At 46.1% G+C, this 12,939-nt stretch carries 12 protein-coding genes; 5 read left to right on the top strand and 7 right to left on the bottom strand.

All coding sequences use genetic code 11. The annotated features are described in order from the left end of the window. Positions 1–68: 68 nt before the first annotated feature. Entirely contained in the window at positions 69–1,352 is a 1,284-nt protein-coding gene (locus FY534_RS01990) for an MFS transporter (protein ID WP_203115025.1), read from the bottom strand. 387 nt (positions 1,353–1,739) lie between these two features. Between FY534_RS01990 and FY534_RS01985 the strand changes: the two genes are divergently transcribed. Together FY534_RS01985 and FY534_RS01980 are read left to right on the top strand one after the other, a co-directional pair. After that, positions 1,740–2,012, top strand: coding sequence for a hypothetical protein (locus tag FY534_RS01985; RefSeq protein WP_203115024.1), 273 nt, complete (start codon positions 1,740–1,742; stop codon positions 2,010–2,012). A 145-nt stretch (positions 2,013–2,157) separates the two neighbouring features. Beyond that, on the top strand, positions 2,158–2,607 hold the full coding sequence (locus FY534_RS01980; protein WP_072873022.1) for a hypothetical protein: 450 nt from the start codon (positions 2,158–2,160) through the stop codon (positions 2,605–2,607). A gap of 59 nt (positions 2,608–2,666) precedes the next feature. On the opposite strand, the gene FY534_RS01975 is transcribed toward FY534_RS01980, so the two are convergent. Genes FY534_RS01975 through liaF form a run of 3 tightly spaced genes read right to left on the bottom strand, consistent with a single transcriptional unit; the run spans position 2,667 to position 5,169 of the window. Then, complete coding sequence (locus tag FY534_RS01975; RefSeq protein ID WP_203115023.1) at positions 2,667–3,323, bottom strand: response regulator; 657 nt, start codon at positions 3,321–3,323, stop codon at positions 2,667–2,669. A 33-nt stretch (positions 3,324–3,356) separates the two neighbouring features. Beyond that, complete coding sequence (locus FY534_RS01970; protein ID WP_203115022.1) at positions 3,357–4,334, bottom strand: sensor histidine kinase; 978 nt, start codon at positions 4,332–4,334, stop codon at positions 3,357–3,359. Positions 4,335–4,338: 4 nt separating this feature from the next. After that, the gene (gene liaF / locus FY534_RS01965; RefSeq protein ID WP_203115021.1) at positions 4,339–5,169 is read right to left on the bottom strand and encodes a cell wall-active antibiotics response protein LiaF; all 831 of its coding nucleotides are present in this window, start codon (positions 5,167–5,169) and stop codon (positions 4,339–4,341) included. Between the two features lie 227 nt (positions 5,170–5,396). Between liaF and FY534_RS01960 the strand changes: the two genes are divergently transcribed. The 3 genes from FY534_RS01960 to rpiA are packed head-to-tail and all read left to right on the top strand — an operon-like array spanning position 5,397 to position 8,375. Continuing rightward, positions 5,397–6,695 carry an MFS transporter gene (locus FY534_RS01960; protein WP_203115020.1) on the top strand — a complete coding sequence of 433 codons (1,299 nt, stop codon included), beginning with the start codon at positions 5,397–5,399 and terminating at the stop codon, positions 6,693–6,695. A gap of 43 nt (positions 6,696–6,738) precedes the next feature. Continuing rightward, positions 6,739–7,686, top strand: coding sequence for a ketopantoate reductase family protein (locus tag FY534_RS01955; RefSeq protein WP_203115019.1), 948 nt, complete (start codon positions 6,739–6,741; stop codon positions 7,684–7,686). Beyond that, entirely contained in the window at positions 7,683–8,375 is a 693-nt protein-coding gene (rpiA, locus tag FY534_RS01950) for a ribose-5-phosphate isomerase RpiA (RefSeq protein ID WP_304503225.1), read from the top strand. The genes FY534_RS01955 and rpiA overlap by 4 nt, the downstream gene beginning before the upstream one ends. Positions 8,376–8,499: 124 nt before the next feature. Here the strand turns inward: rpiA and FY534_RS01945 are convergent, their stop codons facing one another. The 3 genes from FY534_RS01945 to FY534_RS01935 all read right to left on the bottom strand — a co-directional run bounded on the left by FY534_RS01945 (position 8,500) and on the right by FY534_RS01935 (position 12,917). Then, positions 8,500–9,768 carry an MFS transporter gene (locus FY534_RS01945; RefSeq protein ID WP_238413617.1) on the bottom strand — a complete coding sequence of 423 codons (1,269 nt, stop codon included), beginning with the start codon at positions 9,766–9,768 and terminating at the stop codon, positions 8,500–8,502. Between the two features lie 77 nt (positions 9,769–9,845). Continuing rightward, complete coding sequence (locus FY534_RS01940; protein WP_370541541.1) at positions 9,846–10,361, bottom strand: acyl-CoA thioesterase; 516 nt, start codon at positions 10,359–10,361, stop codon at positions 9,846–9,848. A gap of 165 nt (positions 10,362–10,526) precedes the next feature. Further along, positions 10,527–12,917 carry a glycoside hydrolase family 31 protein gene (locus tag FY534_RS01935; RefSeq protein WP_072873013.1) on the bottom strand — a complete coding sequence of 797 codons (2,391 nt, stop codon included), beginning with the start codon at positions 12,915–12,917 and terminating at the stop codon, positions 10,527–10,529. Positions 12,918–12,939 lie beyond the last annotated feature (22 nt).

The following is a 12,939-nucleotide window of genomic DNA, read 5'->3' as shown; positions in this document are numbered from 1 at the left end:
TGCATCTGATAGATGATGCCCCGTGCGCATCGACTTGCACACGGGGCGTTTGTGAATAAGACCATAGCTTATCCATCTTCTCTGAACGAGATCATATCCGAACTTAAACGAGCATGATGGATTTGCGTCTCAGTCTTTTGTGCGAGCCGATAAAAACCAAACAATCCCAATCCACCCATCATACCTACTAAAATAGCCATCCCCAGACCAGAGAGATGGGCTCCAATTGTAATACTTGCCGAAGCGAGTACTCGGCCAAGTCCCCAAGCAACGCTCATCAGAGCCAGATACATCGTTTTCCCATCATCTGGTGCAATATCTCCAACAAACGATTGACGAACGGGTACATTGAAAATTTCACCTACAGTAGCTACAGCCATCAAGAAAAACAGGCTGGTGGCATTGGTAAAGAAACACTGTAACGCAAAACCCACCGTGTTCAATCCAATTCCCAACAACAAAACACGTTTTTTAGACATGCGGCGACTGACAAAAACAGCAAGAGACGCCAGACAAACAACAATCATCGTGTTTTCAGTTTGTAAAAACCCAACCACAGAAATTCCTGTGAGTGACATCATCCAGTGCCAGACATGGAGTTGCACCGGTTGAAATGTCCGCAACAGATGGACACCAATGTCGTTTGGCAATTCATTTTCGACTGTAGCCACAGCCACTGTCGAAAAAAAGTAAATCAAAAATGCTTTATCCTGAAGGATAGTTTTTATCGTATGACGGACCTGTGACAGTCCGCCCTTGCCATGTTGCAGCGGCATTGGTTGGTAAGTTTCAGCAATCAACAGGTAAGTAATCCACCAATTCACAAACACAACGCATGCCATGACAAGAAACAGCCAAAACCGATAAGGATAAAAGAAAATTGCTCCAATGGCCGATCCGATGGCCAACGTTAGATTCATCAGCCAATAAAACAGTGTGAAAACAAACGCCCGCGACTCTTGATTCGTTACATCCAAAATCATTGCCTCGTCGACCGGTCCATAAATCCCCCAACACATATTCCCTAGCGTGAACGCTATCAACGTCAACGTAGCGGAGGACCACCATGGACTATTTGCCATGGCCATGACTAGATAGATCAAAACAAACATAGCTTCCGCACTGAGTAAAATTTTACGTCGCCCTACGCGATCGGCAAAATAAGCGCCAAACAAACTGGCAAGCAGAGAAAGAACCATACTTACGGCAAGCAAGATACCACTTAAATCGGCACCAAACGCTTTCGCAAAATAGATCCCCATAAAGGGAATCGTTGTTGACTGGCCAACTCCGACAAAAAAGAACACCAACGCCCGAATGCGAATATTAGGATGGAGTGACTTCCAATTCATGTGAAACCCCTCTCTCAACTCTCCATGTTAAGGGAGCAGAGCGAGACAAGCGTGAGGAAACACTTCTCTCCAGACAAATAAGAGAGTGTCGTAAGCACGCTTGCCTACGACACTCTCCCAGTAACCGTACAAACCGGAATTCTAAGTGATACGTGGCAAGCCTCTAAAAGACAGACGGGCAGAATTTACCGTCATGATTCGTGCTGAATGTACGCCCAACTCTGTACGCAAGGTCTTGCCACCTCCGAAAATCATATTGCGCTAAGTATAGCTGTCGATGCTCACCATAGCAAGCCCCAAATTAACAGAATCACCAACTCATGGCATGTACACATCTGATTTGGACATACTAATACGGCTAATTATGAAAGCGAGGGAAGCCCACCTATGAATCGTGTCGATCGCAGTCGTCAATCACAAAGTCCTCTGTCTGACGCTCAAGAGGCTGTGGAAAGTGCGGTGCGAGCCAGTAAACAGGCTTTGTCCCATCCGTCAACAACCATGCTTTCCCAAGCCGAGCACGCTATTCAACACGCTGAAAAGGGACTGCTTGGCGCTTTGTCAAATAGTCAGGAAAAACCTTGGCTGGAAGCTGCAGAAAGCTTGGAAGAAGCCAAATCAACGGTGAGTGAATTAAAAAACGGCAAAAACAAAGAGTAAATCTTTTGCAATACTGCAGACATCGCTTCAAATTGATGTCTGCATTTTTTATTTCTGTAGATTGCATTTACGTGAAGAACTTGGCAGTATGTATATGAACTCAATATAAACAGTGGAGCGTGGAATCATTCACAGGAGGTAGGTTATGCATACATTTCATGCCTTTTGGTGGCTATTACATATTCTGGGCGTAGCACTTTGGTTTGGGGGACAAGTTCTCTTTTCCATTCTCTGGGCCAAGATTCGCAAACTTCCTGATTCATGGAATGCTGACATCCTTCAATCGCTGTTTGATACTTTTGACCGAGTCTCCCTGTGGTCGGCATTATTAACGGCTGTGAGTGGTACCGTGCTCTCCTTTCTAGTCGAACCGCGGGCCAAGTTGAGTTACTTCTGGTTGACGTATATGCAGGGAATGGGTATTGTGGCGCTTATTTTGAGTGTCTTTGTATTGCGTTGGCTGGGCAAAACTGTGCGCAATCGGATGGTTGCTTCTCGTTCCCCTGGCTCTACTCAAACCTACACTTCCGTCCTTCATTTGAACTCTTTCATTCTCTTGACCATTCTGATGATGGCCGCATTTAAGCCACATTGATTTCACTACTACAGGGGCGCCATGCGATTGACATTCTATGGCGCCTATGCTTTTGCCGTTTAGGAAGAAGAAAAAGGAGAACATTTGTCGAGTCCATGGCGAATCGCATAGATGGCTGCCTGGGTTCTATCTTGCACAGACAGTTTTAACAGTATATTCCCTACATGCGTTTTTACGGTCTTGATACCTATATGGAGTGTGTCGGCAATTTCCTGATTGCTCATTCCTGAGGCTAAACAGGATAAGACCTCGTGTTCGCGAGCAGTCAGTTCTTGGTGTGCGACCTTTTTCTCCGCTTGGAAAAAACTTTCCACAAGCCAAGGTTGCACTTCGCTGTGCAGGTAGGTTTTTCCGGAAGTGACTGTCCGAATGGCTTCTACAATCTCTGTAGGATGGGCAGTTTTCAAAAGATAGGAAGCGGCTCCAAATTTCAAGGCTTCCAGTAACCATTTGTCTTCTAAAGAACTGGTTAACATGACTACGGGTGTAGAATTGCCGACTTCCCTAAACCGCCGCAGAGTCTCTAAACCATCCATATGTGGCATAAGTAGATCGAGTAAAACGACATCTCCAGGATAATCTCGCCACTTGCACAACATTTCCTGTCCATTTCCAGCTTCCCCTACCACGCAAAAATCTTGTTGCAATTCCAGTATCGCTCGTAACCCTTGCCGAACCACAGCGTGATCGTCAACAATCCAGATTTTTATCGTCATACGCCCCGTCTCCTTTCGGTAATCTTGGTATCGTCACCTGTACCGTGAGACCCGGTTGTTGCTCAATCCAATCAATCCTCCCCCCATACGCTCAGCACGCTCCTGCATGCTCAACAATCCATAATGGTCGGCAGAGATTTTTGTAGATTCATCGATAGGGTTAAGAGCTAAAAAAGGGAGCCCATTACCATTGTCCGAGATGGAAAACGTGTAAGCTGCCTCTTGCTCTATACACTGTACGCGAATTTCCGTAGCATCGGCGTGCTTCAGTGCATTGGAAACAGCCTCTTGGAGAATACGAAACAGTTCTTGTTCCATCCATTCTGGCATAGAACCATGTACATGAAAAGATTGGTGAACTTGGATATGATGACGTTTAGATACGCTGTCAAGAAACTGTTCGGCAGCTTCTTCCAAAGACTGGTTAGCGAGCGGGAGAGGACGCAGATGCAGCAGCAGCGATCGCAATTCTCTTTGAGTTTGGCGAGCGAGATCGGCCATTTGCTGCAACAGCGATTTAAGGGCATCGTGCTTGGCTTCGACAAGTGCAGATTCAGCTAACAGCGACAGCGAAAAAAGTTGCTGGCTGACCGAATCATGCAATTCACGAGCCAATCGTTGACGTTCTGCATCCGCAGCTGCTAGTTCAGCTTTTTTCAAAAGTTGCTGATTTTCAGCGACGAGTGTTTGCAATTGGCTGACCTGTTGTTGCAAAATCTCGCTCATTCGATTAAATGCGATGGCGAGACGATCAATCTCATCCTGTTGATTGAAAATTTGAATACGATGTTGCAACCGACCAACAGAAAGCAAAATAGCCGCTTCTTCAATATCTCCCATGCGGATACGATATCCGCGAGCAAACAGATAACTGAGCATAAGAGAAAGAACAATCAGCGCGATGAAAAGCAAACTCATGAAATCGGCATGATGTTCGGACAAATCTCCGAGAGTAAAACCAAGTACTGCCGTAAACACGGACACACTTACGAAGGTAGTCGTCAGTCGCATTTTTTCACACTCGCATCACGGTCAATTCACCAACGCGTAATTGGGTCAAAAGCCGCACCCTCCGTTTGGAAATTCCGTAGGCGGGATCTTCATATAGAACAGGATAGCGAATGATTCCTTCATGCGAGTCGCCAAAAATTTGAACTTCCCCCATTCCCAGTGTTGCTTCCACGCGTACATCCAACCCTTCCGGTACAAGAATACGAATTTCACCTATCCAACCGTGTACCAAAATTGTATACTCGCCATCGTCGACATGAGCTGTAGCAAGATTGAGACGCAATTCGCCAATTCCCAACCAGTATTCTCCACTGCGCAGTTTCCACGCCCCTCTACCTATGTTTATTTCTCCTAATAAACGTTTTCCAAAAACAGGTAAATTAGTAGAGAATGGCATTGAAAGTCGCCCTAAAGATACAAACTTGCGAAATGAAGACGATTGCCGATAACCGGTGGTTTCCGTTTGGTTTTTGGAGTTATTTTCAATTCGAATGACAGGAATTCTGCCACGAATTAAGATATAAAAACCGACAAATATAATAAAAAGCCCCAACATCAATTGCCACGGCTGTCGAATCTGGTTGAGCCAGGGGAAAAGTTTGGTGTGATACAAGCAGAGATACGTGAAGATGATAAAAATGTAAAATGACCAGATTCTTCCCCGCACTCGTCTCCGCGAGAGTGTAAAATAGAAAAACAGCACCGCCAAAATTCCATATATGATGGAACCACCATTGAACCAAGAACCCGGATGGGGAAAAACATGAAAAAAATAGAGCAAATAAAGCAAACCTATAAGTATAATAATAATGCCCCAATGAGTGCCACGCCTCATTCATAGCCCCCCATACTCTACTCCAATTAGAACAATCCCATTGCTGGCAATCCTTTATTGGAATTAAGACGAAGCATACAAGGATAGACCCAAAACGGCAACCCCTTTTGGTCCGATCACGTTATCCACCAAAAGTCGGAGATACATATAGGAATTGAGATGGATTTTTCAGGATATCCACAAGGATAAAATTCAATTATAATCATAGAGACTAGGAGGCCCCCCTGATGCACTTACTTTTAAGGAATCGGTTATTCCTGATCCTTTTCTCTGGCCAATTTGTATCCAGTGTGGGCAGTAATTTATTTTCACTTGCTCTGCCCTGGTACGTTTTACTGATGACCAAATCGACAACAGATTTAGCCTTAAGCGGAATTATGGGTATGATTCCAAGTTTTTTCACACTTTTCTCAGGGGTATTGGTCGATCGCTGGTCTAAACGCTGGACCATGCTGCTCAGTGATTTCATACGCGCAATACTCTGCCTGGCCATGACGGTTTCTGTAATCATCCATTTTCAGCTTTGGCTAATCCTTCTTTTGCAACTACTGCTTGGCATAGCTGGCTCTGTCTTCAGTCCAGCTTCATCTGCTTTTGTTCCTAGGATTGTTAGTGATGAGGAGATTCCTTTGGCCACAGGCCTGCTGCAATCCATGAACAGTACATCTCAAATCATTGGCACCATGGCAGGCGGAGTGTTAATCGCTCTGATTGGAGCTCCTATGTTATTTTTATTGAACGGACTTTCTTTTTTTGTCTCTTCTCTCAGTCTGCTGTTTTTGAAAGCTAAAAATGATACACCACTATCCAAAACAAATGCTTCCAATCTACCTGGATTAAAAAATTTTTGGCGGGAATGGATAGAAGGAATCCAATTGATATGGAAGTTCAAAGTTATGAAGGTGATTATTGCCACTGCCATTGTGGCCAATTTTGCGCTTACCCCTTTCTTCATCCTGTTGACAGCCTGGGTTAAAGGTCCACTGCATGGTACAGCACTCGTTTTGGCCATTATTGAAACGAGTTCATCACTTGGCACTATTCTTGGAAGTTTACTTTCCGCAGAATTAGGACGACGGTTTTCCACACGATGGCAGTTTGGAAATAGCCTGTTTATCATGGGGTTAATGGTGGTACTCATCTCCCTCGTACACCATGCAACTTGGACATCTGTTTTAGCCTTCATCATGGGCATATCCATGGGCAACGTCAACAGCTATCTGTTTGCTATACTCATGCGCTCCATTCCAAAAAATTTGCAAGGCCGGATTTTTGGTAGTCTTTCGGCTATAGTGAGCATTGCCGCACCTTTAGGACTCGTCATCGTGACATTGTTACTTTCTCATGTTCCGCTCTTTATTTTACTGATTGGGATTGGTGCACTGACCATCATAAGCAGTATCTTTTACACGTTTCCCAATATGAAAGACATCTCCTTGTCTGCTTTGGAACAAATGGCGCTGTCCAGAAATGATTTTCCACACTTGCAAAAGGATTCACTTTCTGTAGATTTGCCAGAAATGTGATACTCTGAGGGAGGACAATTCTCAGAGAAAGAAGGTAGAGCGTATGCGCATTGGCATATTGGGAGCTGGCGCTGTCGGAGGATATTTTGGCGGGCGACTGGCCATGGCAGGTGTACCTGTGCGGTTTTTGGTTCGCCCAAAGCGCTACCAGCAATTACGAGAACATAAACTTTGGATTCATACCGATGATGAAGAATGGCAGCTAGAACCCAATCTCGCGGCTACGCCTGAAGAGCTCGGTCATGTTGATGTGCTCCTGGTGGCATTAAAAAACTATCATCTTGAAGCAGCTTTTCCTACCCTTGACGAAGTTGTCAAACGTGGCGCGCGCTTACTACCCCTTCTTAACGGTATGGATCACCTCGATATTTTAAGCGAGCGATATGGATCTCATAGGGTGCTGGGCGGTACTTGTTACATTGAAACCACACTCGATGAAGATGGCCATGTCCGCAAAGCAGGTCCAATGCACGATCTCGTTTTTGGCCCACGCAGCGAAGAGCAAAAAGAGTTTGCGGAGAAGCTTTATCAGACCATGCTGCTAGGGAAATTCCGAGTGACACTGAGTGAACAAATTGAAACAGAAATGTGGCGAAAGTATACATTTCTCACTTGTCTGAGCGGCATGACAGCGGCTACACGCAGTCCGGTTGGCGTTTTTGTGAATGATGAATTCAGTTTGGCTTATTTGCACTCCCTTGCTGAGGAGATTATTCGCATTGCGCGTGCCGAAGGTGCTCAACTCCCCACCGAAATGGCGAAAGAGATTGCTGTACGCATGCAAAAAGCCTCTCCCAGCCTTACTTCTTCCATGCATCGTGATTTGGAAAAAGGACTGCCTCTCGAACTGGAAAGTTTGCAGGGCGGATTTTTGCGACGAGCCCACAAGCATCAAATTGCTGCGCCACATCTGGCTGCTATCTACGCTTTACTTCATCCATACATTCAGGGTAAACCACAACATGTGGAATGGGGTGTCACCCTCAAGTGACTCAACAAAACGGGAAAAAATTGGCCGCCGAGGCGGCTGTAGAACTCATTGAAAATGGCATGTGGGTTGGGCTGGGAACCGGATCGACCGTCTATTATGCCATTGAAGCCATTGGCAGGCGTATAGCAGAAGGGTTGAAAATCCAGTGTGTCTGTACATCGCGCGAAACAGAAAAATTGGCTGGCGAACACGGTATACCCTTTGTGGATATCAATCGTGCTGAAACATTGGACATCGCCATTGACGGAGCAGATGAGGTAGATGATCATTTCAATCTCATCAAAGGTGGTGGCGGCGCACTGTTTCGGGAAAAGATGGTGGCATCCCTAGCGCGACGTTTTGTGATTGTAGTAGACGCCAGCAAGCGTGTGCAAACGCTGGGCAAATTTAAATTGCCCATTGAAGTTGCTGCTTTTGGACACGAGCATACGGCGCGGAGAATTGCCGCGCTGGGATGCAAAACCTATTTGCGCCACAAAGATTCCGTAGTGTATGAAACCGATAATCACAACTATATCTATGACTGCGACTTTGGTGCCATTCAACAACCTGCTGCACTGCATGAGCAGTTAAAATCCCTGCTTGGAGTTGTTGAAACGGGACTCTTCTGCAACATGGCCAATGACGTATTTTGGAGTGACGGAGAGCAAGTTGGTCATTTAGTCTCTGACCTGGCCCCATTACCTTAATGCGCAAATAGCCTCTTATTCATCTCAAAATGGAATCAGACGGCGATGGATGCGCCTACAGCGCATCTCTTGCCGCCTGCCCCTTATCGATGCACATTTTTTCATTCTCTTTCTCGGTTTAAAATCAGGATTCTACAACGGGCTCCTCACCAATCGAACTTTCTGTTATAACGGTCTCTGAATCGGCCTTAATTTGCAGATTCGCCATATCGTCTCGGATGGGAAAAATCATACGCAAGAGTCCCATCACTACAAGCGCCCCGCAGATGACAAAAACCCACCGCAAATCCATATACATGCTCAACACACCTACGAGCACCATGCCAAGCGGCGTCATGAGTCGTGCAAACCCGTTCATGGTTGCAAACAATCGACCACGAAGCGTACCAGGAGCTGACATCAATTTAAGTGCGGTTACACTCATCATCAGCGCTCCACCCATTGAACCGATAAAGAGAAAAATTGTATCAGCGTATGGATTAGGAACTATACCTACCCCAGCAAAAAAGATACTGATGGTGAACCCGCCCAAGAGTATACCCTGTTGAAAACTGAATATTTTGGTCAATGCCCCAATAAATAGTCCCCCGACCACATCTCCAAGAGCAATGGCTCCCATCATGACACCAAGCCAACTGGCATTCAAATGCAGACCCGTTTTAATCCACATCGGCAAAAGAATAGAGAGTCCAGCAGTGCCGATGTTAAAAATCATTGCTGAAATCGAAATCCAGAAGAACAGGCTGGATTGATACATAGTTTGCAAGCCTGCCTTCCAATCACTGAAGAAAGAAGCATGAGCTCTCTTTTCTATTTTTTCCTCGACCCGAATCATGGGTAATGTAAAGATTGAAGATAAAAAGGAGATTGCATTGAGAAGAAAGAGAATAGGTCCACCCAACCACACATAGAGTACTCCGCCAACCGCTTGACTGACCAAACTGACCATAGCATTAGAGGATTGATCAAAGCCTACAGCGGCTGGCTGTTCTTCAGGTTTTACAATAAGGGGAAGAAGCGCACGGGAAGCTGGCATAAAAAACATGCCCACAGCCTCCAAAAAGAATACTCCTGCAATGGTTAAAGCCACGGACAGATGCAAGAAACCAAACACCGCCAAGAGCAGCATCAGCAACATACGAATCAAATCTGATAGTAGCATGACTGTGCGTTTAGGGAATCGATCTACATAGACTCCACTGAAAAGCCCCACCAATCCCGGTATGGTTGTAGCTAGACCCACCCAAATCATGTCTGCCCTAGAGTGTGTGGTAGTGTAAATAAACCACGGTAGCGCAAGCAAGAACAGATTGTTGCCAATACTTGAGACTAACTGGCCAGAGTATAAAATAGTAAAATTGCGATTTTTCCAAAGCGAGCGCAGTTCTCTCACCCCCATGATGTTACAGAGAATATACGCTCTGGAAATTTCATTTCCTTCTAGCAAATCAGTTTAAACAAAAATTCTGTTTACCAAAATTTAGCCGGTGAGAGCCGCTCTGCGATTTTCTTACTTTCTTGGCGATGCCGCATACGAGCCTCCGCTCTTTGCGGAGCCGTTTCATACAGCAGCTTCTCCTCCTCTGTCTCAGGTATCACTTTTGGCACAGGCACAGGTTTGCCTTCTTCATCAAGCGCCACAAACGTCTGAAAGGCGGTAGCCGCTATCCGACGCTCACCCGTTTTTAAATCTTCCGCCACTACTTTTACGAAAATCTCCATAGAACTGGTACCTGTCCAGGTTACGTAAGAAGTTAGACACACTGAATCTTTTTGACTAATCGGGCAAAGAAAGTCAACCGAGTCGGTAGATGCGGTAACCACTTCAGCCCGGGCATGCCGAGCGGCTGATATAGAAGCCACATCATCAATGTAGGCCATTAATTTACCACCAAAGAGCGTGTTATGGTCGTTCAAATCTGTGGGAAAGACACGGCTAATTTTGACACATCTTGATTCTGAGCATTTTTTTGCGTTTTGTACCATGTTTCTTCTCTCCATCCATCTCGTCTTTCACTGATACACTGTCAATTGTATAATCCAAAACTTTCTTTGGATAGCCTACCCATTCCGCACAATTCATTCTCAGCGCGATCGCGATAAAAAATCCGGGCTATTCCCAGCACAGGAATAGACCCGGCAGACGATTTCTTACATAGGTCGGAGAATCAACCTACTTGTCTGGCCAACTGGCAGTTGGACGATGATATCATCCCCATCCTGCCGATAATCCGTATCGATTTGCCAACACTTAGCTGCACCGGTAAACCGCAATTCCCGATACGTGTATGGTGTTGAATACCCTTCATGCACCAAATCCAAAGTGACAATCCACTCGTTGCCTCGCCGTTTAGACTGTATGCGAACTAAGTTGTAAGCATTTTTTTGTTCGTACGCGAAACTATGACCGTCGTCTTCATATAGATCCAGCGTTTCAGCCGTCTCTCCAACAGGGTGACCGTAAAAAACGATTCGCAAGACATCTTGGTGCTCAAATTGGAGGTGTGAATACACATCCGTTTCAGCTATGGGAGCACCCGCTCGGGCAAAAAGCGGCATATGACTCAGCGGAGCATCGACAATATGATACTGGGCACCGCTATAGGTTAGACCGCTTTCCACATCCACCCACTCACCTTCCGGAAAGTAGACCATGCGTTTTCTCTGTTGTGGTCGCAAAACCGGAGCGGCCAACAGATGCCGACCGACAAAAAATTCATCAGCTACCGTACGGGCGGTGCTGTCTCCTGGAGCTTCCATAAAAATTGGGCGAACCACAGGCCATCCCTTACGCGCGGCTTCAGCAAATACGGAATAAAGATACGGAATCAACCGATATCTGCGAGCGATAGCTGCTCGACAGACAGCCTCAATTTCTTCACCAAACCGCCATGGTTCCTGACGAATTGCGTCAATCGCGCTATGATTGCGGAAAAACGGCAGAAACGCTCCCAATTGTGTCCAACGTGCAAGCAATTCCGGTTGCGTATCGTAAGCAAAGCCACCCACATCCACGCCAGCAAAGGGGATACCGGAAAGTCCCATGTTCAACAACATAGGAACCGCCATCTCCATGTGTTCCCAAAAAGAACGATTGTCGCCAGTCCAGACCGCCGCATAACGTTGCACACCAATATAGCCAGAACGCGTCAAGACAAAAGGGCGCTCTCCTTGAAGCTGCTCTCGTAAACCTTCGTAAGTTGCTCGGGACATTTGCAATCCATACAAATTGTGAAGAGCCCTGTGCGGCTGCGGACGTCCCTCTGCCTGATGCATGACATCCAGTTCCATGGTCTTGCTTTCGTTAAAAACGGCAGGTTCATTCATATCATTCCAAATACCCTGGATACCTAATTGTGTATAAAATTTATGTTTTTCTCCCCACCAGCTACGGGTTGCCGATGAAGTGAAATCCGGAAAAGCGCTGATTCCTGGCCAAACCTCGCCAAAATAAAGTTCTCCTTCTAAGCGTCGACAAAAATAATTCCCACTGACACCTTCTTGATATACGGTATATTCCACATCCCGTTTCACACCGGGATCGACAATAGGAACAATGTGAAACCCTTGCTCCAATAAGTTGCCTACCATTTTTTTGGGATTGGGAAAACGATTGGCATCAAAAGTAAAGACACGGTAACCACGCATATAGTGAATATCCAAATGAATGGCGTCGCAAGGGATCTCGCGAGAGCGAAACTCCTCCGCCAATTGCTCGACTTCCTGTTGACTCATGTAAGAGTAGCGCGACTGGTGGTACCCGAGCGACCAGGCAGGCGGCAGCGGCATACGTCCCGAAAGTTCTGTGTATCGCTCGGTAACCTGTTTGGCGTCTTGACCGAGTATGACATAAAAATCAACCGCGCCTGTATCCAGAGTTATGGTAATCTCTTGATGAGATTTCTGTAAATTCCACTCGCTTTTCGCTGGCGCGTCCAGCAGAAAACCTGTCGCCCCTTTGGCGTCCAATTTCAGAAGGTAGGGTATAGAAACATAGAGCGCTTCCGTTTCCAAGTTATGAGGTGCGTAAACATCAGAATTCCACATGACCGTCTTACTGCCTTGTTTGCTAAGCCAGCCAGTCTTTTCGCCTAGGCCAAAATAGTCAGCTTCTGCCTCAGAAGCAAGTCTCAATTGACTGCTGCCATCCGCAAAAAAACGTATAGAATCCACACGAAGCCGAGATACCCCCTGTGAGTCTGAAATGCTCAGACTGGCGGGCGATCCGTTACTAATCGTAACAGCCAGCTCTCCAAATCGGGAAACCACAGAGGATTGATTCTCTTCTATGGTGAATGGCTGCGCCGCGAGCGGTGTGATGCCAGGTGACGGTACAGAGTCAGTATCTGAACCAGCCTGTACAGTCAGACGTACGATAGACTCCGTCAAATGACGAACCTTGACTTGTATGTCATGTTGAAAAGAAACGCATAGAGTATGCTTTTCTTGATGCGTACTTATCATTTGTTCAAGCCAATATCCTGCAGACTGCTGATCGTAAGAACCTAAACGTTCAGGATGTATAGCTTCACTAGATTGCATCGCTTCCACTCCAAGCTTATAG

Source organism: Alicyclobacillus sp. TC (assembly GCF_016804365.1).
GTDB lineage: Bacteria > Bacillota > Bacilli > Alicyclobacillales > Alicyclobacillaceae > Alicyclobacillus_I > Alicyclobacillus_I tolerans.
This window is presented reverse-complemented; position numbering and strand designations above follow the sequence as displayed.